Origin of the sequence: Bradyrhizobium zhanjiangense, assembly GCF_004114935.1 — a bacterium.
Classification (GTDB): Bacteria; Pseudomonadota; Alphaproteobacteria; order Rhizobiales; family Xanthobacteraceae; genus Bradyrhizobium; species Bradyrhizobium zhanjiangense.
The window spans coordinates 6038499-6060524 of record NZ_CP022221.1 but is presented as its reverse complement, the minus strand read 5'-3'; the positions used below and the strand labels follow the sequence as shown (position 1 = coordinate 6060524).

The following is a 22026-nucleotide window of genomic DNA, read 5'->3' as shown; positions in this document are numbered from 1 at the left end:
CGAGGTTTGGCATTGTGGGGCGATGACATCGATTTGCGAGCTCTCGGCCACAACTCTTGCGCGCGCGATTGCGAAGGGCGAGTTGTCTTCGCGCGACGCCGTCGAGGCGCATCTGGCGAGGATCGCTGACCGGGATCCGCAATTGGCGGCATTCGTGACCGTTGATGCCGAAAGCGCCCGCCGCGCCGCGGAAATGGTGCGTCCGCACCGGTCGGGCCGCTGCATGGCGTGCCCGTCGCGATCAAGGACCTCACCGACACCGCGGGGCTTGCGACCACCTACGGCTCGGTGCTGTTCCGCGATCACGTCCCGGCCGAGGACGATCTCATCGTGGCGCGGCTGCGGCGCGCCGGCGCGATCATTCTGGGCAAAACCAACACGCCGGAGTTCGGCTTTGGTGCGGTCTGCACCAACAAATTGCGCGGGCCGACACGCAATCCGTTCGATCCCGCGCTGACTTCCGGCGGATCGTCCGGCGGTTCTTCCGTCGCCGTCGCGACCGGTATGGCGCCGCTGGCGCACGGCACCGATTTCGGTGGCTCGGTGCGCACGCCCGCCAGCTTCTGCGACGTCGCCTCGATCCGGCCGACACCTGGCCGCATCCCGTCGCCGCGCCGGCCGCTCGGCTGGGACATGCTGGCGACCCATGGCTTCCTGGCCCGCAGTGTCGACGATCTCGAGCTTGCGCTGTCGGCCTGCGCCGGAAGCGATGCGAATGATCCCCTCTCGCTCGGAAGCGCGGGTGATGATCGTCCGATCGCTGGCCGTCCCCGGATTGCCGTCACGCCCGATTTCGGCGTGGCGCCGGTTGCACGCGAGGTCCGTGCGCGCTTCGCTGCGGCTTGCGAGGCGCTCGCGCGTGTTGGCGATGTCGAGCTGTCCTCGCCCGATTGTGGCGGGGCGATCGAAACTTTTCGTACGCTGCGCGGCGCGCACATCGCGAGCAGCTATGGCGAGTTGCTGAGGATGCGGCGCACCGAACTCACTCCGACGGTGATCTGGAACATCGAGGCCGGCGCGAAGCTGTCCGCGGAGGCTTACCTGAAGGCCGAACGACGCCGCACCGTGATCTATCGCAGCTTCTGCGAGCTGTTCACCCGTGCTGATTTCCTCGTCGCGCCGGCTGCATCCGTCTTCCCCTGGCCGAATGAGATCGCCGACGTCACCGCAATCGATGGGACCGCGCTGGAGACGCCCATCGACTATCTCGCCGTCACCTTCATCGTGTCGCTGGTCGGCTTCCCTGTCCTGACTTTGCCGGCGCCGCGAGGGGAGAATGAGCTGCCCTTCGGCATCCAGATCATCGCGCCACCGGGATGCGAGTCCCGCTTGTTTGCCTTCGGCCCTATCCTCGAGAACGAACTGGGCTTTTCGCATCGCCGGCCGCCTCTCTGATCAGCTGTCGCGATGCTCGAGCCGGGCGGCGAGCGCGTCGGCAAGGCCGGTGGTCGGCTTGGCGGCGGGGCGGCGGAACGTGCCTGCGCTCGCCTTACGCAGGTGCAGCGCATGAAGCGCTTCGGCTTGCTTCACGGAGGCGATGACCTGATCGACCACGGGGACAGGGATCCGGTCGGCGACGCGCTCGGCAAGGCCGGACAGCGGCGCGCCCGCAAAGATCAGTACATCGGCCTCGTCCTCGACGATGGCGCGCTGGGCGAGCTCGACCAGCACGTCTTCCTTCTCGGTGCCGACCTCGGAGATCACCTGAAACGGCGCATCGAGCATGCGGATGCCGGCGCACCGCTCCCACAATCCGTGGGCGCGCACGCACTCCTCGTACCAGGGCCCCAAGGCTTGTGCGAAAGTGACAATGGCGAAGCGCCGTCCAGCCATGCAGGCGGTCAGCATGGCCGCTTCCGCCATGCCGATCACGGGGATGTCGAAGGTCTCGCGCGCCGCGAACAGGCCGGGATCGCCGAAGGCCGCGATGATCGCGGCATCGACCTTCTTGTGCTGCTCCGCCAGCATCTCCAGCGCGATGGCGCCGCCGATCTGCGCCTCGGTGCGCGTTGCGATATAGGGCACGCCGCGGGTCGCGGTGCAGGGGATCAGCTCGGTGCCTGATAAGGCCGCGCGCTGCCCGACACCCAGCATCAGCTCGGTGACTGCGGTGCTGGTGTTGGGGTTGAGCAGCAGCAGCTTCATGATTACGCCGCCGTCCGCTTGGCCTGAGAGGCGGCGAGGACTTCGAGCAGGGCCGTGCCGGTCCGCGCGACGTGGGCGCCGAGCAGGCGGCCGGCGGCTTCGCCGTCGCGCGCCTCGAGGGCGGCCAGGATATCGGCGTGCTCGTCGACCGAATTGCTCCAGCGCCTGTCGGCGCCGAGCGCGAGATAACGCGCACGTTCGGCGCGCGAGATCAGCGTCTCGTGCGCCTCGCGCAGCGGCGTGTTGCGGGCCATGCGGACGATGATGTTGTGGATCTCGCCGTTGATGGCGAAATAGTCGTCGAGCTTGCCGCTGCGGTGATGACCTTCCATCCGGGTCTGAAGCGTGCGGAGGCGGGCGAGATCACGCTCGGTCGCGCGCTCCGCGGCGAGCTCGGCGGCCAGCCGCTCGATGCCGGCCAGCGCTTCGAACAGCTCAGAGATGCCGTCGATCGCTATATCGGCGATGCGCGGGCTGCGGTTCGGGCGCAGCTCGATCAACCCTTCCGCCGCCAACACCTTCATCGCCTCGCGCAAGGGGGTGCGCGACACCCCGAGCTCCTTCGACAGCTTCGTCTCCTGGGTCTGCGATCCCGGGGGCAGCTCGCCGCGAATGATCATCGTCCGCATCCGCGCAGCGGCGCGCTCATGCAGGCCCATCCGCTTGAGTTTGGGCGACTTTCGTCCCTTCGGCGCTTCCGATTTTGGCTGCACGCGTGCCTCACTTCTCATGTTGATCCTAGCCGTTTCCGGCCCTTTTGCTTGCCCAAAATATCGACGTATCTCGCTGAAAACAATGGCATAGCGCGCAAATTGTATGCAGCATGCAAAAACCGGATTGCGCTGCGGCGAAGGGCGGCGGATGATCGTTTCCGACGCGCGAGATCCCGCGCGCCTTCGAAACGGAGTAAGCGATGCGGACGAGTTTGCGACTGGGCCTCGTGGTGATGGCGGCGGTGCTTGGCGGAAGCGAGATCGCCTCGGCGCAAGTCCCGAAGATCAAGCTCGGCTACGCCAAATGCGCGCACTGCCTGCCGATGTCGCTGGTCCCCGGGTTGGCCAGGAACGTCGAGGTCGAGGCCACCGGCTTCAACTCGGGCAATGACGTGCTCACCGCGCTGGTGTCGAAGAGCATCGACGTCGCGCAGGTCACCTACCTCCACTACATCACCGCGCTCGACAAAGGTTTTGACGTCGTCGCCGTATCGGGCCAGATCAATGGTGGCTCGGAATGCCTGTCCTCCGCGAAGCTGAGCCTTCTGCCTGAGGACTGGGCCACGTTCAAGACGACCGTTGCGAAGGCGAAGAGCGACGGTCAGCCGCTCAAGGTTGCGGCCTCCCGCGGCAATGCGCAGGACATCCACATGCGCGGCGCGTTCCTGAAGCAGGGCGTCGATCCCAACAAGGACATCCAGTTCATCAACATCCCCAACCCTTCCGACCATCTTGCAGCGCTCCAGCGCGGCGAGGTCGACATGATCTGCTCGGTCGAGCCGTTCGCCTCGCAGATCCGGCTCGCCGGCGCCGGCAAGCATTTTGTGCTGCCGTATGAGCAGGCCGCGGGCAATCTGACCAATTTGATCGTCACCCGGTCCGACGTGATCGCGGGCCAGCGCGCCGGCGTCCAGGGCGTCGTCAGCGCCGTGGTCGAGCTCGACAACAAGCTGATCGCTGACAGGGCGCCGTGGATCGAGGTCATCAACAAGCTCACCGGCCTCGACAAGAATGTCGCGACCGAGGCGCTGAAGAATGCCTCGCCCGATCCCGCGATCCATCGGTCGCAGACGCTGGCGATCGCCGCGATGATGCGCGACCTCAAATACATCTCGAAGGATGTCGCCGCGGAAGCGGAGAAGAACATGGACTATTCGTTCCTGGAGCAGGCGACGGGAAAATCCAAGAATGACCTCGGTTACTGACGTCTCGCCAGCAAGGCCGGCGTTTCGGCTGACGCGGGCGCTCCAGGGGCTCGAACGCCTCATCGTCCCCGTGCTGCTGATTGCGGGCTGGGAAGCCTTCGCCCGCAGCGGCATGCTGCCGCCGGCGCTGCTGCCAGCGCCGAGCGCGGTGCTGCATGCGCTCGGCGACTGGGTGTTCGGCTTCGATGAGACCACGCAGACCTATTCCGGGCACTGGCTGCGCGATGCGCTCGCAAGCGCCTTGCGCGTGTTCGGCGGCTTTGCGCTGGCAAGCCTGCTCGGCATTCTCGCCGGCGTCGCGATCGGCTGGTCGCGCCTGTTCGAGAAGACACTGGAGCCGACGCTGCAGATGCTGCGTCCGATCCCACCGGTGTCCTGGATTCCGCTGGCTATCATCTGGTTCGGCATCGCTGACAAGCCGGCGATCTTCCTCGTCTTCCTCGGCGCCTTCTTTCCCGTGCTGATGAACAGCATCCACGGCGTGAAGACCGTGGATCATAATCTCGTCCGCGCCGGCGCGATGATGGGCGCCAATAGCCGCCAAATGCTGACCGACATCGTGCTGCCGGCGGCGCTGCCCTCGATCTTTGCCGGCCTGCGCATCGCGGTCGGCTCGGCCTGGATGCTGACGGTCACGGCTGAGATGGTCGCGGTGAAGAGCGGCCTCGGCTACGTGCTGTGGGATTCCTATTACTTCCTGCGCTACGATATCGTGCTGGCCGCGATGATCTCGATCGGGCTGCTCGGCTATCTCTCCGACCTCGGCCTCAAGGCGATCATGGCGCGCACGCTGCGCTGGCAGCAGACAACCACCGTGCAGGGCAGGGCGGGCTGATGGCGGCAATCGAGCTTCGCAACATCGTCAAGGTGTTTTCCGACAAGCGGCGCGGCCGCGATCTCTTGACACTGGACAACATCAATCTCGACATCGAGGCCAACGACTTCGTCTGCTTGCTTGGCCCCTCCGGCTGCGGCAAGTCGACCCTCCTGAACATCATCGCCGGGTTCGAACAGGCGACCTCCGGCCGTACGCTTGTCGACGGCAAGCAGGTGAAGCGGCCCGGCTCGGACCGCGGCGTGGTATTCCAGCAACCGACCCTGATGCCGTGGCTGACCGCGATCGACAACATCGCATTCCACCTCAAGCTCAAGGGCGTCGCCAAGGCCGAACGGCACGACCGCGCCATGGAGTTCATAGATCTCGTCGGCCTGCGCGGCTTCGAGCACCATCATCCCTCTGAAATGTCCGGCGGCATGAACCAGCGCGTCGGCATCGCCCGCGCGCTGCTGATGAATCCGAGCGTGATCCTGATGGACGAGCCGTTTGCGGCGCTGGACGCCCAGACCAAGCTCGAAATGCAGGAGGAACTGGTCGCGATCTGGCAGAAGCGGCGCTGCACGATCGTGTTCGTCACCCACAGCGTCGACGAGGCGCTAGTGCTCGGCAACAAGATCGTGGTGATGACGAAGCGGCCGGGCCGGATCCGCGAGGCCGTCAATTTTGACTTGCCGCGCCCGCGCGACATCACGGGTCCTGAGTTCAACGATGCCAAGCGCCATATCCTGGCTTTGATCCGCGAGGAGTCGACGCGCCTCGCGCAGGCGTCGTAAGGTGTCGCCATGCGCAAGCGCCTCGGCATGATCACGCCGTCCTCCAACTCCGTGCTCGAGCCCGTCACCAGCGCCGTGCTGGCCGGCACCTCCGGCGTCACGGCGCATTTCTCGCGTTTCCGTGTCACCGAGATCGCGCTCGACGCCGCCGCGCTGAGCCAGTTCGACGCCTCGGTGATGCTGCCGGCGGCGGATCTGCTCGCCGACGCCAAGGTCGACGCCATCGCCTGGAACGGCACGTCCGCGAGCTGGCTGGGCATCCAGCGTGACATGAGCCTGTGTGAAGCGATCAAGGCGCGCACAGGCGTGCCGGCGACGACGTCGACGTTGGCCTGCATCGACGCGGCGCGCGCGCTGCAAGCCAGACGCGTCGGCCTAGTCTCGCCTTACACGGACGACGTGCAGCGCCGGATCGGACACGTCTGGGCCGAGGCGGGCATCGCTCCGCACACGGAGCGGCATCTCGGCCTGCGCGACAATTTTTCCTTTGGCGAGGTCGAGCCGAGGGTGATCGCCGGCATGATCCACGCCGTCGCTGCCGAGGGCGCCGATGCCGTCGTCATCCTCTGCACCAATCTCGACGGCGCGGGGCTTGCGGCCTCGCTCGAACGGGAATTGGATATCGCCGTGCTGGACTCGGTCGCAGTGACGCTATGGCGGACCCTCAGCCTCGCCGGCGGCGATATCAACACCCTTTCAGAGTGGGGCCGGATCTTCCGGACAGCCCCAGTCATCAGGTGATGGAGACGGCAGTGACGCAGCTCGATCTTGCCATCCGCGGCGGCACCATCGTGACGGCCAGCGACGAGTTTCGCGCTGATATCGGCATTCGGGACGGCCGTATCGTCAGCATTGCCGACAACGTCGATGGCGCGACACGCGAGATTGATGCGACGGGGCTGCTCGCGCTGCCGGGCGGCATCGACAGCCACGTTCACATTTCGCAGCCGTCGGGACCTGACGTGGTGATGGCCGACGACTTTGCGTCGGCGACGCGCGCTGCTGCGGCCGGCGGCAACACCATGGTGCTGCCCTTTGCACTCCAGGAGAAGGGCACCTCGCTGCGCGCCTGCGTCGAGGACTACCGCAAGCTCGCCGCGGGCGAGTGCTACATAGACACGGCGTTTCACCTGATCATCTCTGATCCGACAGCCGTCGTGCTCGGCCAGGAGCTGCCGGCCCTCGTCAAGGACGGCTACACCTCGTTCAAGGTGTTCATGACTTATGACGATCTCGTGCTTAGCGACAAGCAGCTGCTCGAGGTGTTCGATGTGGCGCGTCGCGAGAAAGCTCTGGTCATGGTCCATTGCGAGGGCTACGACGCCATCCGCTTCCTCACCGCGAAGCTGGAACGCGACGGCCAGATCGCGCCCTATTATCATGGAGTGTCACGTCCGCAGGCTGTCGAGCGCGAGGCGACGCATCGCGCCATCAGTCACGCCGAGATAGTCGGCGTGCCCATCATGATCGTTCACGTCTCCGGACGCGAGGCGATGGAGCAGGTGCGCTGGGCGCAACAGCGCGGGTTACCCGTGCATGCGGAGACCTGCCCGCAATACATCACGCTCACGGCCGACGATATGAAGGGCCTGAACATGGACATCACCGGTGCGAAATATGTCTGCTCGCCGCCGCCCCGTGATGTCGAAAGCCAGCAGGCGATCTGGGAAGGAATCACGACCGGCGTGTTCCAGACGTTCTCGTCCGATCATTGCCCGTTCCGCTACGACGATCCCAGGGGCAAGCTGACGCCGAACGCCCGCACCTCGTTCCGCTGGGTGCCGAACGGCATCCCCGGCGTCGAGACGCGGCTGCCGATACTGTTCTCCGAGGGCGTCTCGAAGGGACGCATCACGCTGCAGAAGTTCGTCGAACTGACCGCGACCAACCACGCCCGCATCTACGGCCTCTATCCGCGCAAGGGCTCGATCGGCGTCGGCTTTGATGCCGATATCGTGCTGTGGGACCCTAAGCTGAGGAAGAAGATTCAGCAGGCCGATCTTCACCACGGCGCGGACTATACGCCCTGGGAAGGCTTTGATGTCACCGGTTGGCCCGTCACCACAATTGCACGCGGCCGGGTCGTGTACGACCAGGGCGAGATAGTCGGCGACAAAGGCTCGGGTGAGGTGCTGAGCCGCGGCAAGTCGAGCCTGATCTGACCAGGCGCAGCTCGCGCGGCGCCTGGTCTGGCGAAGGACGCGCTCAGGGCATGCGGGATTTTGCCAGGACGCAGTGGACGCCCTTGTTGCCGTCGACCATCTGCGTAACCCTGAGGTCGGCGGCGATCGAGCAAAGCGTATAGGCGTCCTGCGCGCTGAGGCCGCTCCTCTCGCGAATCAGCGCGATCATGTCGCGCAGCGCCGCCTTGGCCGCATCGTCGAGGTCTTCATCGAATCCCATCGTGATCCAGTCGACCGCGGTTTCCGCGCGCGGGGAGGCGAGGCGAAGATCGCGCCGGACGTGGAATTCGAAGGTGCCGGTGAGCGCGGCCTCGATCGCCGTCAGGCAGACCTCTCCATCGCCCTGGAGCGCATGGCCGTCGCCGGCGGAGAACAGCGCGCCCGGCACGAAGACAGGAAAATAAAGCGTGCTGCCAGCGCCGAGCTCCTTGTTGTCCATGTTGCCGCCGAACGCCCGCGGCTCCTTCGACGACAGCCGGCCCCAGCCCGGCGGCGGCGCGACGCCGAAATTGCCGAAGAAGGGGGACAGCGGCAGCTCCTGTCCCCAAGGCAGGCGCGCCACGTTACGCGCGCGGTCAAGCGGAATGTGGAGAAAATCCTCGGGCAGCGTGCCGAGCATCGGCACCTGCAGGTTCCAGCCCCAATTGCAGCGTAGTTCGATACTCAGCACGCGCACTTCCAGCACGTCGCCGGGCTCGGCGCCCTCGACGTGGATCGGCCCGGTGAGAAGGTGCGGCCCCGGACCGCGAAAGGTGCTTGCCAGCACCTCCGCATGCCCGGGAACGATGTCAAAGCCGAACGACGGATCAGGCAGATCGTCCGGCTCGCCCGAGAGGGTCTCGATGGTCACCCGGTCTCCGGATGCGATCCGGAGCACCGGCTTCAATCGTCCGTCCCAGAGTCCCCACTGGACGTTTTCGGGAATGGATCGCAGAACGTGGTCCATGACTCCACCGTCACTGCCGCTGCTATCTGCCTGCGCCGCTCGCAACGATGGAGGAGGGTGAGGTCGAGAACTTGCCGAGCCCGAGATAGACGAGGCCCGCAACCCCGATGCCGAACAGCCAACTCAGATCGGCGCCGCCGAGCAGATTGATCGAGATTGGCCCCTGCAGCGCGCCGACGAGGCCGTCTTCCACCAGCCATCCGGCGACCAAGCCCGCGCAGAACGCGGTCATGCCGGCCCAGTTGATGTCGCCATAGGCGCTGGTCTCCGGCGAGCGATAGAGCTCGGCGATGTCGATCTTGCCCTTCCGCTTGATGAAGAAGTCGGCCGGCACCACCCCGGCCCACGGGCTCATCCACAGCAACAGGCTGATCATCCAGTTGTCGAACGCTTTCGCGAAAGACGGCGCGAAGATGAAATACAGCGTGACCAGATAGCCGGCGACGCCGACGATGACGGTGAGCCAGAAGCGCGAGAACTTCAGCCCCGCGCTCAGCGCTGCCAATGTCGCCGAATAGACGTTGAGGATGTTGGTGGCGATCGGGCCGTGCAACACCATCAGCAGCACGAGGATGCTGACCGGCCCGCCGAACACCGCGCTCACCATCTTGGCGGGATCGGTATCCAGCGTCGTCGAGGCGATGGTCGCGCCGAGAATGCCGAGCCAGACCGTGGGCACGAACATGCCGACGTAGCTGTACCAGAAGACGGATTTCGACGGCACGCTTTTCGGCACGAAGCGCGAATAGTCGGAGGCCCAGGTCACCCAGGAAATGCCCCAGCCGACCCCGATCGCGGTCGTCAGCAGCGTCAGCATCGCCAGATGTGCACCCGGAGGCAGCGAGGTCGTCAAGTTCCAGTTGACGACGCCCGGGCGCGTCCATGCCAAAACGCTCATCAGCACCATGATGGCGATGGTCGGCGGCACGGTGTACTTCTCGAAGGTGCGGATCGCGTAGAAGCCGTAGATTCCGATCAGCACCTGCACGGCCATCACCAGCGTGATGACGACGATCTCGACCGGCCATGTGTCGGGAACGCCGAACTGCCCGAGAATGCCCATCGAGATCTTGACCGGGAAGTAGGTGTTGACCCCGATCCAGCCCAGCGTCATCAGGAACATCAGGATGCTCGGCAGGTAGGCGCCGCGGACCCCGAACGCGGACCGGCTCAGCACCATCTGATTGACGCCGGTCTTGTGCCCCATCACCGTGAAGGTCGCGAAGATCGCGCAGCCGACGATATTGCCGAGCACGATGACCGCAATCGTCTCCATCAGGCCAAGCTTGAGGATGATGCCGAGCGCGCCGAGCGCCCAGTTCACCGGCGCGATGTTGGCGCCGGCCCAGATCCACATCTGCTGCGGCCCGGTTGAGTCCCGGTCCGCGTCGGGAATTGGCTCGATGCTGTGAAGATCAGCGCGAAGTTCGGAATCCGTCATGACATCCCCCAATACGAAGCACGCTTCGCATCATCGCAGCATAAATCGTGCCATCGGTTGTGGCCGGCCGGAGCAGGGCCCGCATGGATGCCGGGATGCAGCGTCGCTGCGTCGGATTGCTGTTGGATTCTCAAGCGCGCTTCGACCTCGCGTGTGAACTGGCCGCCGCAACTACGAGGTGGCGATCCTCTGCGCGAGCCCGTGGGCGAGAGGCAAGGGACGTTGCATGGCTGAGCAGCGGTACGATGATAAATTGAGCAGCCCAACCCAAAAGCGCGGCAGCTGCGTCTAGTCGAATAAGGCAGTGGCACTGTCGCGACTGGGGTGGCCGGCCACGATGCGCTGCATCATTTCGATGAACTGCGCCTGTTCCCGCTCGCTGAGATCCCCCAGTGTCGCGCGATGCGCCCGTCGCGCCGCGCCCTCGATCTTGACCAGCAAGGCTGCGCCGGCCGGCGTCAATCGGCACAGGCGCGCCCGGCGATCGTCCTTGTTGACCGCGCGCTCGACCAAGTTTCGTGCCGCGAGACGCTTCAATGCGCCGGTCGTGGTGGTGCGATCAAGGGCTATATCGGCCGCCAAAGTGGTCTGATCGGCGGTTTCGCGCACCGCCAGCGCCGAGAGGAGGCTGTATTGCAGCGGCGTGATCTCGAACGCGCCGCAGGCCTCCTGAAACAGTGCGACGTGAATCTGGTGCAGCCGGCGGATCAGATATCCGGGTCGTTGCGACAAGGGCCAGGGGCGGTGCCTGCTCCCGCCGCGACGTGTCTTCGCCTGCCGCAATGCACACTCTCCCAATCCAAATCCCTGCCGCGCTTAGCTCGATTCGAACCCGCTCGCCACCGCTGGATCATGGCACGAAGCTTGCTTTTGTCAAAATGCGAAGCATGCTTCGTAATTCGGGCGATGCCGGTCGCTCGTTCAAGGAGAGGAGAGCGCCCATGTCCGTTACTGCCAGCTTCGACCTTCTACTGCGAGGCGGTCGCGTGATCTGTCCGGTCTCCGGCGTTGATGGCATCAAGGACGTCGCCATCCGCAACGGCAGGATTGCAGCCGTCGCGTCCGACATTCTGCCGACCAGCGCCAAGGAGGTCGTCGACGTCAGCGGCAAGCTGGTGCTGCCCGGGCTGATCGACACCCATGCACATGTCTATCAATATGTCTCTGGCCGCTTCGGCATGAATCCCGACATGGTCGGCGTTCAGTCGGGCGTGACGACGCTGGTCGACCAGGGCGGCCCGTCCTGCATGACGCTGCCCGGCTTTCGTCACTTCATCGCCGAGCCCGCAACGTCGCGCGTCTATGCCTTTCTGTCGGCCTATCTCGTCGGCGGACTCGAGGGGCACTATTATCCGCAACTCTACAGTCCCGACGGCGTCGACATCGATGCGACCGTCAAATCGGCGGCGGCCAATCTCGACATCGTGCGCGGCATCAAGGCCCATGCCGAGATCGGCGGTTTCGCGCGCTGGGGAATTCGCGTCATCGAGATGGCGGCGGAGATCGGCCGCCGCGCCGATCTCCCGGTCTATGTGCATTTCGGCCAGCTTTGGGGCCTGCCGGAGAGCGGCGCCAATGGCGAGGATGCGGACACCATCCTCACGCGCGTGATCCCGCTCTTGCGCGAAGGCGATATTCTCGCCCATCCGTTCACGCGCCATCCCGGCGGGTTCGTCAACCGCGAGGGCGAGGTGCATCCGGTGATCCAGGCGGCGCTCGATCGCGGTTTGAAGGTCGACGTCGGTCACGGCAGCCACTTCTCGTACCGGCTTGCGAGGAAGGCGATCGCCGCCGGCATCATCCCGACCACGCTGGGCGCCGACATTCACGGCTACAATACGCATGTGCCGGCACCGGCCGGCACGCCGGACCAGCACGAGGACGATGAGAACCACCCATTCGCAGGGCAGGCGAAGTTCAGCCTGGTCCAGGCGATGAGCTCGATGATGGCGCTCGGCCTGTCGCTCGAGCAAGTGGTGCCGATGGTCACCTCCAATCCCGCAAAGATGCTCGGCCGCAGCGAGGAGATCGGCGCGCTCAAGGTCGGCATGGGTGCCGACGTCTCCGTGCTCACGGAGAAGAACGGCCGCTTCGTCCTCACTGACAACGAGAAGAACGAGGTCATCGCCGAGCGCTTGCTGCAGCCGGCCTTCTGCCTGCGCGCCGGCACGCGCTTCGACTCGGTCGCACCGATCCTGCCGCAGGCCGTCGCGGCATAGGGCCGCGTGGTGAGGGAGAACGCCGGCGTGCGCAACGAGCTAGAGTTTCCTTCTGGCAAGTCCGGTCAGGGCGTTGGCGCACGGCTGCCGCGGAAGGAGGATGACCGCCTGATGCGCGGCCGCGGCCAATACGTCGCCGACATCAGGCTGGCAGGCCTTCAGGACGTCGCCTTCGTGCGCAGCCCGATGGCGCATGCGCGCATTTGCGGCATCCACGTGCCCGAGCGTTATCGCGGCAGCGTGTTCGCGGCGGCCGATCTCGTCGGGATCAAGCCGATCCGCGCGGTATCAGGGCTGCCGGGCTTCAAGGTATCCGAACAACCGGTGCTGGCCACCGGCAAGGTGCGCCAGGTCGGCGAGCTCGTTGCGATGTGCCTTGCGCCGACGCGCGCCGAGGCCGAGGACATCGCGGCCTCCGTGACGCTCGATCTGGAGGAGCTTCCCGCGGTCTACGACATGTTGAAGGCGCGCGAGCCCGGCTCGGCGCTGGTGCACGAGCATTGGGGTGACAACATCTTCCTCGAGACCAATTACGAGGTCGACATCTCCGCCGCGCTCGATGCGCCGATCAAGGTGACGCGCGAGATCGCGACGGCGCGGCAATGCATGTCGCCGCTCGAAGGCCGCGGCGTGGTTGCGACGTTCGACCGGCGGCTGGATCAGCTCACGCTGCATTCCGCGGCACAGATGCCGCACATCACCCGCAGCGGCCTTGCCGAATGCCTCGGCATGGAGGAGGGCAGGATCCGCGTGGTCTCGCCCGATGTCGGCGGCGGTTTCGGTCACAAGGGCATTTTGCTGCCCGAAGAGGTCTGCCTGTCCTGGTTGACCATGCGTACCGGCCATCCCGTGCGCTGGACCGAGGATCGCCGCGAGCATCTCGTCGCCAGCTCCAATTGCCGCGAGCATCATTACAGGATCACGGTCTATGCGGACCGTGACGGCACGCTGCGCGGCATCGATTGCGAGGCGACCGTGGATTCCGGGGCCTACTCGTCTTATCCGTTCTCGGCCTGTCTCGAGGCCGCGCAGATCGCGAGCATTTTGCCCGGCCCTTACAAGATGCCGGCCTATCGCTGCCGCACCTTCTCGGTTGCTACGAACAAATGCCCGATCCTGCCGTATCGCGGCGTCGCGCGCACCGGCGTCTGCTTCGCGCTAGAGCTGATGCTTGATGTCGTGGCGGCCGAAGCCGGTCTCGAGCCCGGCGAAGTCCGGTTGCGCAATCTGGTGCGGCCGGAGCAGATGCCGTTCGACAACATCACCAGGAAGCACTTTGACAGCGGCGATTACCCGGAAGCGATGCGGCGCGCGCTCGCCGCCATCGACATCGAGTCCATTCGTGCCAAACAGAGCCTGGGCGAGGTTGACGGTCGCCGCATCGGCGTCGGCGTCTCCATCTATTGCGAGCAGGCGGCGCACGGCACCTCGGTCTATTCCGGCTGGGGCATCCCCATGGTGCCGGGTCATGAGCAGGCCTCGGCACGCTTGACGCCGGACGGCGGCCTCGAATTGCGCGTCGGTGTGCATTCGCACGGGCAGGGCATGGAAACGACGCTTGCCCAGGTCGCGCACGAGATCCTCGGTGTCGACGTTGCAAAGATCCGCATCATTCTCGGCGACACCGCGATGACGCCCTATTCGACCGGAACCTGGGGCTCACGCTCGATGGTGATGGCCGGGGGCGCAGTGGCGACAGCTTGCCGCGAACTTGGCGAACGCGCAAGGCGCATCGGCGCGAAGCTGTTGCAGCATGACCCGGCCTCGGTGGTGTTGCAGAACGGCGAGGTACGCGGCGTCAACGGCAGTGTCAGCCTGAAGGCGATCGCCCACACCTGGTATCGCCGTCCGCAAGACCTGCCGGCCGACGTCGATGCCGGCGGGCTGGAGGTGACGCAAGGCTACAAGCCGGTGCGCGACAGCGGCACCTTCAGCTATGCCGCGCATGCGGCCGTCGTCGCAGTTGATCCTGATCTCGGCGAAGTCGAAATTCTGGATTATGTGATCGTCGAAGACGGCGGCGTGCTGGTCAATCCGCTCGTCGTTGACGGCCAGATCTATGGCGGTCTGGCGCAGGGCATCGGCACCGCGCTCTACGAGGAGATGCCGTTCGATGCCTCCGGCCAGCCGCTCGCGACGACGCTCGCCGACTATCTGCTGCCGGGCCCGACCGAGGTGCCGGCCGCGCGCCTCGATCACATGGAAACGCCGTCGCCCTATACGCAGTTCGGCGTGAAGGGCATCGGCGAGGGCGGTGCGATTGCGCCGCCGGCCGCCATCGCCAACGCCGTCAACGACGCGCTGCGTCCGCTCGGCGTCGAGCTGATGCAGTCGCCGATCACGCCACATCGCGTCATCGAAGCCGTGCTTGCTGCACGCGCGGCCGAAAGGAGCGTGGCATGAAACCGGCGCCCTTCAGTTACGAGCGTCCGCGCGATCTCGACGCCGCGCTGTCGATGCTGGCCGCAAGCAGCGGTTCGGCAAAAATCATCGCCGGCGGCCAGTCGCTCGGACCGATGCTCAATCTGCGGCTGGTGCAGCCGGAGCTGATCGTGGACATCTCCGGTCTGGCTGAACTCAAGCGGGCCGAGGTTTCTCGTGGCGAACTCGTGCTCGGCGCCTTGGTCACCCATGCCGACATCGAGGACGGGCGCACGGCCGACGTGACCCGCGGGGCCATGCGTGGCGTCGCCGCCAACATTGCGTACCGCGCGGTGCGTAACCGCGGCACGATCGGCGGCTCGCTCAGTCATGCCGATCCCGCCGCTGACTGGATTTCGTCGCTGGCCGCCCTGGGTGCGCGCCTGACGCTGCGCAGCCTTGCCGGCGCTCGCACGATGGCGATCGAGGCCTTCGTCGTCGGCGCCCTGGAATCGGCGCTGCATGCGGGCGAAATCGTCGAGGCGATTCACGTCCCGTCACGCGCGGTCTCGGCCCATTGGGGCTATGCCAAGAGCTGTCGCAAGACCGGCGAGTTCGCCCACGCCATCGGCGCGGTACTGATCGATCCAGTTGCTGCCTCGGCGCGTGTCGTGCTCGGTGCGATTGACACGACGCCGATCGTCGTCACCGATGCCGCCGAGCTGTTCGGCGGGCGGATCGCGGCCGACTACAAGCAGCGCTTTGACGCTCGCGTCGCGGATGGCCTTCTGACCAAAGCCGGCATCGACGACGCCGCGCAGCGTCACATCCATGTCAGCGTGTTGAAGCGCGCCGTCCTGGAGGCCGCGGCATGACCACGATTGCGCTTCAGGTCAATCGCCGTGCGGTCGAACTCTCGGCCGAGCCGCGGACCAGCTTGGCCGATTTCGTCCGCGATAAGCTGGACTTGACCGGCACCCATCTCGGTTGCGAGCACGGCGTCTGCGGCGCCTGCACCGTGCTGCTCGACGGCGTGCCGGCGCGCTCCTGCATCACCTATGCCGTGGCCTGCGCGGGCGCTGACATCACCACCATCGAAGGGCTCGATGAGGACGAGGTCACGACCGAGTTGCGCGCAGCCTTCACCCGCGAGCATGCCCTTCAGTGCGGCTATTGCACCCCGGGGATGCTGGTCTCGGCGCGCGACCTGGTGTTGCGTCTGCCCGATGCCGATGAGCGGCGCATCCGTGTCGGCCTCAGCGGTAATCTCTGCCGCTGTACCGGCTATGTGGGGATTGTGCGGGCCGTCCAGTCCGTCATCGAGGCAAGGCGTGCGCGCAACATAGCGCCGCTTGCCGATGGCGGCCGGACCAGTCTCGGCCCCGCCGGATCGGGGCGAGCCACGTTCAGCGGTGACGAGCCGAGGCCTGCGCGGCAGGTCCCAGTGCCGGCATCAGACGGCGCCGCACCGGCCAGAATTTCCGATTTCATTCCGGCGACCGTTCTCGATCAGAGCTTCACGCTGCCGCACGCACCCACAAAGGTGTTTGCGATGTTCGATGATATCGCCGGTATTGCATCCTGCCTGCCCGGGGTATCTCTGACGGCGCCGCCAACGCCGGAGCGCGTGGAGGGCATGATCAGCGTCAGGCTCGGGCCGATCGCGGCGTCGTTCGAGGGCGCCGCGCGCGTCGAACGCGATCCCGCAACACGATCGGGACGCATCGTCGGCGTCGGCACCGACCAGCGCAGCCATTCGGCGACGCAAGGAGAGGTCCGCTATCGCCTGCTTCCGCTTGAAGGCGGCGCGGCGACCGCCGTCGAACTCTCGATCGGCTACACGCTCACGGGAATGCTGGCGCAGGTCGGCCGGCCCGGCCTGGTGCGGGATCTTGCCAAGCGCCTCGTTGCGGAGTTCGCGGGCAATCTCGACCGCCACATGTCCGGCGCGCCGTCGGGGCAGGTGGCCGCGGCAGAGCTCAGTGGCTGGTCGATTGTCTCGGACATATTGCGCGCCCGGCTGGCGCGCATGTTTGGTCGCGTCTTCACTGGAAAAGGTGGCGCGGAATGATCGGCGTGCTGGGGCCGCGGAGTGACGAAGCCTTGTACGAGCCTGGATATCAACAGCGTGGGATTTGGAGAGACAACATGACACGAGCACTCGGGCTGGTTCCGGCCATCGCACTTGCGACGGCCTTGTTCGGCGGCACGGCAGGGGCGCAGACCATCAAGATCGGCGTCAATGAGCCGCTCACCGGCGCATTCGCGGCCTCCGGGACCTATGTCGTCAACGGCGCGAAGATCGCCGCCGACGAGATCAACGCCAAGGGCGGCATCTTGGGCAAGAAGATCGAGCTCGTCATCGAGGACAACAAGAGCAACCCGACGGAAGCTGCCGCCGTCGCCGAAAAACTCATCACCAGCGACAAGGTGCCGGTGCTGATGGGCGCCTGGGGCTCGAGCCTGACGCTCGCGGTGATGCCCAAGTTGATGGAATACGAGACCCCGATGGTCGTGGAAACCTCGTCCTCAGGCAAGATCACGACGACGGGAAATCCCTTCATCTTCCGGATCTCGCCGCCCTCGGCGGTCGAGGCCGCCGCGTTCAAGGGCATCGTCGACAAGCTCGCGCTCAAGAAGGTCGATTTCCTCGTCATCAACAACGACTGGGGCCGGGGCACGGCCGAGGACTTCAGCAAGATGATGAAGGACAAGGGCATCAGCATCGGCCTCGTCGAGACCATGGACCAGGGCGCGCAGGACATGAGCGCGCAGCTCTCCAAGATCAAGAGCTCGGATTCCGAGACGGTGATCGTCACGACAGCGGTCGATCAGCTCACCCTGATCTTCAAGCAGGCGGCCGCGCTGGGCCTGAAGAAGCGCATCATCACCACGGGCGGCTCGCAGAACCCTGACCAGATCATCGCCCAGGCCGGTGCCGCCGCCAACGGCACCATGCATCTGACCACCTTCCTGCCGTGGTTCCCGGACAAGACGCCTAATCCGGAAGCCACCAACTATTTCATCACGGAATGGAAGAAGCGCGGTTTCGAGTTCGCCGGCTGCACCGAGAGTTTTCGCGGCTATGACGGCATCCGCACTGCGGCGGCGGCGATCGAGAAGGCCGGCAAGGCCGAGCCAGCCGCAATCAAGGCGGCGCTCTGGGACATCAATATCAAGGGACTGAACGGCGATATCGTGTTCCGCAAGTCCGGTCCGGAGGGCAAGGAGAGCGGGCAGAGCCAGCCGAACGTCTATCTCATCGAGATCAACGACGGCAAGGTCGAGTTGAAGACGCTCTAGAGGATGATCGGGAAAAGTGTGAAGCGGTTTTCCGGCAAGATCATGCTCAAACAATAACGGCTTCGTCAAAGGCGAGGGTGGTACAGCGCCGCTCTCGCCGAACTACGGGTCACTCGGGAACGGTATTGAGCGAATTCTTTCAGCATCTGGTCAACATGCTCGTGCTCGGCGGCACTTATGCGCTGCTGGGCATCGGGCTGACCTTGATCTTCGGCATTATGAACGTCGTGAACTTCACGCACGGCGTGCTCTACACGTTCGGCGCCTACATCATGTTCATCGTGGTGCAGCAGCTCGGGCTGAATTTCTTCCTGGCATTGCCCGTCGCGGTGCTTGCCGGGTGGCTGCTCGGGGCAGCCATCGAGCTGACATTGCTGCGACCGCTGCGCGGCTCCGACATCGACACCACGATGCTGGTCATGATCGGCGCCTGGATCGCGATGCAGTCGTGCACGCTGTGGATCTGGGGAGGCGTCGCCAAATCGGTGGCAACTCCATTCCCTGAGGCGCCGCTGGTGCTCGGGCCGGTGTCTGTCTCCTGGTTGCGCCTGTTTGTGCTCGCCGCGGCGGCAATGTTGATCCTGGTGACGTACCTCCTGATCAACAAGACCAGCCTGGGACGTGCGATGCGGGCGACGTTCCAGGACCACGACACGGCGTCGCTAATGGGTGTCAACGTGGACATGATCTACACCTCAACCTTCGCGATCGGCTCCAGCCTTGCCGCCGCCGCGGGCGCTCTGCTCGGGCCGGTCTATGTGATCTTCCCGCAAATGGGTGATCTCGCCGCCGTCAAGGCATTCGCCATCGTCATTCTCGGCGGTCTCGGCAACATTACGGGTGCGGTCATCGGCGGCTTCATCCTGGCGTTGGCCGAGGAACTCGGCGCCGGCTACGTCTCGTCCGGCTATCGTGACGCCATGGGTTTTCTGATCATCATCGCGGTCCTGATCTTCCGGCCAACCGGCCTGTTCGCGCGCTCGGAGCGCGTCGGATGAGGACAGCCATCACCCTTCTTGCGGTCGCAGCTTTTGCCTCGGTGCCGCTTTGGCTGCGCGATCCCTATCTCCTGAACGCGCTGATCACGACCGGAATCTTCATCATCGGCGCGATGAGCCTCAATCTGCTGCTAGGCTTCACAGGCCAGCTCAGCCTCGGCCACATCGCTTTCTTCGGCATCGGTGCCTATGTCAGCGCGCTGACGTCGCTCGGCTTCGACGTCGGTCTGCCTGGAGACGTCCGCCTGGTTCACGCACCTTGGCCACCGATTGCAGGCTTCTTGCTGGCAATCCTGGTCGCCGGATTGTGCGGCTATTTCGTCGGGTTGCTCTCCTTCCGCGTCCGCGGCGCCTATTTCGTCATCGTGACCATCTCCTTTGCCGAGGTCGTCCGGCTGGTCGCGCTGAACTGGGTCGAGCTGACGCAGGGGCCGCTGGCACTGACCAACATTCCATCCGTCGCGCTGCCCTTGCCCGGGATTGGTGAGCTGACGCTGCGCACCAAGATGCAGAACTACTATCTCGTGCTGGTGGTGGCACTGGTCGCCTATCTCCTGATCGCCCGCCTGGTTCATTCCCATTTCGGCCGTGCGATGCGGGGGCTGATGGAGAACGAGACGCTCGCCGTCTCTGTCGGCATCGACGTCACCAGAACGCTGACGCTGGCAGCCGTGATCTCGGCCGCGATCGCGGGCGCGGCCGGCGGCCTCTATGCGCACTACATCCGGATCATCGACCCCGAAGTGTTCGCCTTTATCAATACCGTTACCATGGTCATTATGGTGATCAGCGGCGGCAAGGGCTCGTTGGCCGGTCCCGTGGTCGGCGGCCTGATCTTCGGGCTGCTGCCGGTCGCGTTGCGGCCGGTCATGGCGCCGGAGGCGCAGTGGATCGCCTATGGCGGCGTGCTGATCGCCATCCTGTTCGTGCTGCCCCGCGGCATCGTGCCGTCGCTCGCGCAGCGCTTCATCCGACGGCGCAGCGGCGCGTCGGCGCTGGCATCGGTTGCGCTCACCGAAACCGGTGCCAAGGAGCCGGCGTGATGACCGCGCGCAGCATTGCCATGACCATCGAGCAGGTCGCCGTCCGCTTCGGCGGGCTGGTCGCGATCTCCGACATGAGTTTTACGGTCGGTGAGGGCGAGATCGTCAGTCTGATCGGGCCGAATGGCGCCGGCAAGACCACCGCCTTCAACGTCATGACTGGTTTCCTGACGCCGAGCGCAGGCCAGGTCACCTATCAGGGGACGACGCTGACCGGATTGAAGCCGCACGAGATCGCCGATCTCGGCCTGATACGCACCTTTCAGCGCACTAGCGTGTTTCCCAACGACACCGTCTACGACAATCTCCTGATCGGCCTGCATCGTCAGGGCCGGGTCCGGCTGCTCGATGCCATCCTCGGGCTGCCGGGCGCGCGCGCCTCGGAACGCAGGCTGCGGCAGCGCGCCAGCGAGTTGATCGAATGGGTCGGCCTCGAACGCCGCGCCCAAGATGCGGCCGGCTCGCTGTCCTACGGTGAGCAGCGCCTTGTCGGTGTCGCGCTGGCGCTGGCGGCGGAGCCTTCGATGCTGCTGCTCGACGAGCCCGTCTCGGGCATGAACGCCTCGGAAACCCACCGCTTCGTCGAGCTGATCCGCAGCATCCGCGACCGAGGCATCACCATCCTGCTGGTCGAGCACGACATGCCGATGGTGATGACCGTCTCGGACCGCATCGTGGTGCTGAACTATGGCCGTATCATCGCCGAGGGAACCCCGGATGTGATCCGCAACGATCCGGCCGTGATCGAGGCCTATCTCGGACACGGAGCGGGGCGTGCTTGAGCTCCGCGACATGGTGTGCGGCTATGGCGGCGTCACTGCGCTGCGCGGCATCTCGCTCGACGTGAAGGCCGGCCAGCTCGTCGCCCTGATCGGCGCGAACGGCGCCGGCAAGAGCACGACGCTGCGCGCGATTTCCGGCCTCGTACCGCCGCGCGCAGGGCAAATGCGGTTCGAGGGCATCGACATCACCGGGGCGAGACCGCCGCGCGTCCTTGCCAGCGGGATCGCACATTGTCCGGAAGGCCGGCGCGTATTTCCGCACATGAGCGTCGAGGAAAATCTCGACATGGGGGCTTACCTCCGTCGTGGTTCGGGCGAGATCGCGGCCGACCGCGACCGTATCTACGCGGAATTTCCGCGGCTCGCCGAGCGGCGCCGGCAGGCGGCGGGCACGCTGTCGGGCGGCGAACAGCAGATGCTGGCGATCGGGCGCGCGCTGATGTCGCGGCCGCGGCTGATCATGTTCGACGAGCCGTCGCTCGGGCTCGCGCCCAACATCGTCGAGCGCACCTTTGCGATCATCCGCGGTATCCGCGATGCCGGCACCACGGTGCTGCTGGTCGAGCAAAATGCGTTCGCCGCGCTCGAGATGTGCGACCACGCCTATCTGCTCGAGAATGGCCGCATCGTGCTGTCAGGCGCAGGTTCCGAGCTGATCGAGAACGAGCATGTGCGGAAGGCCTATCTTGGTGGATGACGATGCCGGGTGGATTGCCGTCTGCGATCTCGACCGGCTGAAGCTCGAGGCGATCGTCCGCGTTGCCGGGCGCGACCTGCTCGTGATCTGGAACGCGGGCGATGTTGTCGCCTGCGCACGTGCGTGTCCGCACGAACAGGCCGATCTGGCGCTCGGGCAGGTGACGGCCGGCCGGCTTCATTGCCCGCGTCATGCGGCATCATTCGATTTACGCGATGGAGCGATGACTGCGGGATGGCCGAGCCCGCCGTTGCGCCTCCATCGGGTGCGGATCACGGGCGGGCAGATCTGGATTGAGGTGCAGCAGCAGCAAGCGGGGCGATGATGGCATTATGCCCCTGTTTTGCCCGACGGGTCAAAGCCACGAGCGGCGTGAATT

The 22026-nt window shown here is 65.4% G+C and carries 21 protein-coding genes; 16 read left to right on the top strand and 5 right to left on the bottom strand.

Translation table 11 applies throughout. The features are described from left to right. Nucleotides 1-228: 228 nt before the first annotated feature. Nucleotides 229-1395 (top strand): amidase, encoded by a 1167-nt coding sequence (locus XH85_RS29195; protein ID WP_245473804.1) that lies wholly within the window; start codon nucleotides 229-231, stop codon nucleotides 1393-1395. On the opposite strand, the gene XH85_RS29190 is transcribed toward XH85_RS29195, so the two are convergent. Beyond that, a complete protein-coding gene (locus XH85_RS29190) occupies nucleotides 1396-2145 on the bottom strand; it encodes an aspartate/glutamate racemase family protein (protein WP_128934581.1) in 750 nt (249 codons plus the stop codon). It abuts the gene before it with no gap. A gap of 2 nt (nucleotides 2146-2147) precedes the next feature. After that, nucleotides 2148-2876, bottom strand: a complete 729-nt coding sequence (locus tag XH85_RS29185; RefSeq protein WP_164939940.1) for a GntR family transcriptional regulator — start codon at nucleotides 2874-2876, stop codon at nucleotides 2148-2150. A gap of 182 nt (nucleotides 2877-3058) precedes the next feature. Here XH85_RS29185 and XH85_RS29180 point away from each other — a divergent pair, with 182 nt between their 5' ends. From XH85_RS29180 to hydA, 5 genes are read left to right on the top strand one after another with little or no spacing between them, the layout of a single operon-like run. Next, complete coding sequence (locus tag XH85_RS29180) at nucleotides 3059-4063, top strand: ABC transporter substrate-binding protein (RefSeq protein ID WP_128934579.1); 1005 nt, start codon at nucleotides 3059-3061, stop codon at nucleotides 4061-4063. Further along, nucleotides 4047-4898 carry an ABC transporter permease gene (locus tag XH85_RS29175; RefSeq protein ID WP_128934578.1) on the top strand — a complete coding sequence of 284 codons (852 nt, stop codon included), beginning with the start codon at nucleotides 4047-4049 and terminating at the stop codon, nucleotides 4896-4898. Before XH85_RS29180 ends, XH85_RS29175 begins: the two co-directional genes overlap by 17 nt. After that, the gene (locus XH85_RS29170) at nucleotides 4898-5674 is read left to right on the top strand and encodes an ABC transporter ATP-binding protein (RefSeq protein ID WP_128934577.1); all 777 of its coding nucleotides are present in this window, start codon (nucleotides 4898-4900) and stop codon (nucleotides 5672-5674) included. The genes XH85_RS29175 and XH85_RS29170 overlap by 1 nt, the downstream gene beginning before the upstream one ends. Before the next feature lie 9 nt (nucleotides 5675-5683). Then, nucleotides 5684-6415, top strand: a complete 732-nt coding sequence (locus XH85_RS29165) for a maleate cis-trans isomerase family protein (RefSeq protein ID WP_128934576.1) — start codon at nucleotides 5684-5686, stop codon at nucleotides 6413-6415. After that, on the top strand, nucleotides 6415-7836 hold the full coding sequence (gene hydA / locus XH85_RS29160; RefSeq protein WP_208758153.1) for a dihydropyrimidinase: 1422 nt from the start codon (nucleotides 6415-6417) through the stop codon (nucleotides 7834-7836). Before XH85_RS29165 ends, hydA begins: the two co-directional genes overlap by 1 nt. Nucleotides 7837-7879: 43 nt before the next feature. Here hydA and XH85_RS29155 read toward each other — a convergent pair whose 3' ends face one another. The 3 genes from XH85_RS29155 to XH85_RS29145 all read right to left on the bottom strand — a co-directional run bounded on the left by XH85_RS29155 (nucleotide 7880) and on the right by XH85_RS29145 (nucleotide 11027). Beyond that, nucleotides 7880-8803: an acetamidase/formamidase family protein gene (locus XH85_RS29155; RefSeq protein ID WP_128934574.1), complete on the bottom strand. Its 924-nt coding sequence runs from the start codon at nucleotides 8801-8803 to the stop codon at nucleotides 7880-7882. Between the two features lie 22 nt (nucleotides 8804-8825). Continuing rightward, a complete protein-coding gene (locus XH85_RS29150) occupies nucleotides 8826-10244 on the bottom strand; it encodes a cytosine permease (RefSeq protein WP_164940853.1) in 1419 nt (472 codons plus the stop codon). 288 nt (nucleotides 10245-10532) lie between these two features. Next, the gene (locus XH85_RS29145; RefSeq protein ID WP_245473210.1) at nucleotides 10533-11027 is read right to left on the bottom strand and encodes a MarR family winged helix-turn-helix transcriptional regulator; all 495 of its coding nucleotides are present in this window, start codon (nucleotides 11025-11027) and stop codon (nucleotides 10533-10535) included. Between the two features lie 158 nt (nucleotides 11028-11185). Here XH85_RS29145 and XH85_RS29140 point away from each other — a divergent pair, with 158 nt between their 5' ends. The 10 genes from XH85_RS29140 (at nucleotide 11186) to XH85_RS29095 (ending at nucleotide 21972) form a co-directional block, all read left to right on the top strand. Continuing rightward, nucleotides 11186-12463, top strand: coding sequence for an amidohydrolase/deacetylase family metallohydrolase (locus XH85_RS29140; RefSeq protein WP_128934573.1), 1278 nt, complete (start codon nucleotides 11186-11188; stop codon nucleotides 12461-12463). Between the two features lie 9 nt (nucleotides 12464-12472). Beyond that, nucleotides 12473-14866 (top strand): xanthine dehydrogenase family protein molybdopterin-binding subunit, encoded by a 2394-nt coding sequence (locus tag XH85_RS29135; protein WP_128937459.1) that lies wholly within the window; start codon nucleotides 12473-12475, stop codon nucleotides 14864-14866. Then, a complete protein-coding gene (locus tag XH85_RS29130) occupies nucleotides 14863-15699 on the top strand; it encodes an FAD binding domain-containing protein (RefSeq protein ID WP_128934572.1) in 837 nt (278 codons plus the stop codon). The genes XH85_RS29135 and XH85_RS29130 overlap by 4 nt, the downstream gene beginning before the upstream one ends. Beyond that, nucleotides 15696-16895: a xanthine dehydrogenase family Fe-S subunit gene (locus tag XH85_RS29125; protein ID WP_128934571.1), complete on the top strand. Its 1200-nt coding sequence runs from the start codon at nucleotides 15696-15698 to the stop codon at nucleotides 16893-16895. The genes XH85_RS29130 and XH85_RS29125 overlap by 4 nt, the downstream gene beginning before the upstream one ends. A 77-nt stretch (nucleotides 16896-16972) precedes the next feature. After that, the gene (locus XH85_RS29120) at nucleotides 16973-18127 is read left to right on the top strand and encodes an ABC transporter substrate-binding protein (protein ID WP_092218533.1); all 1155 of its coding nucleotides are present in this window, start codon (nucleotides 16973-16975) and stop codon (nucleotides 18125-18127) included. Nucleotides 18128-18252: 125 nt separating this feature from the next. Then, nucleotides 18253-19125: a branched-chain amino acid ABC transporter permease gene (locus tag XH85_RS29115; RefSeq protein WP_164939462.1), complete on the top strand. Its 873-nt coding sequence runs from the start codon at nucleotides 18253-18255 to the stop codon at nucleotides 19123-19125. Continuing rightward, on the top strand, nucleotides 19122-20168 hold the full coding sequence (locus tag XH85_RS29110; RefSeq protein WP_128934569.1) for a branched-chain amino acid ABC transporter permease: 1047 nt from the start codon (nucleotides 19122-19124) through the stop codon (nucleotides 20166-20168). Before XH85_RS29115 ends, XH85_RS29110 begins: the two co-directional genes overlap by 4 nt. Beyond that, nucleotides 20168-20950, top strand: coding sequence for an ABC transporter ATP-binding protein (locus XH85_RS29105; protein WP_164939943.1), 783 nt, complete (start codon nucleotides 20168-20170; stop codon nucleotides 20948-20950). The genes XH85_RS29110 and XH85_RS29105 overlap by 1 nt, the downstream gene beginning before the upstream one ends. Beyond that, nucleotides 20943-21647, top strand: a complete 705-nt coding sequence (locus XH85_RS29100) for an ABC transporter ATP-binding protein (RefSeq protein WP_164939944.1) — start codon at nucleotides 20943-20945, stop codon at nucleotides 21645-21647. Before XH85_RS29105 ends, XH85_RS29100 begins: the two co-directional genes overlap by 8 nt. Then, the gene (locus XH85_RS29095) at nucleotides 21640-21972 is read left to right on the top strand and encodes a Rieske (2Fe-2S) protein (protein ID WP_338025673.1); all 333 of its coding nucleotides are present in this window, start codon (nucleotides 21640-21642) and stop codon (nucleotides 21970-21972) included. The genes XH85_RS29100 and XH85_RS29095 overlap by 8 nt, the downstream gene beginning before the upstream one ends. Nucleotides 21973-22026 lie beyond the last annotated feature (54 nt).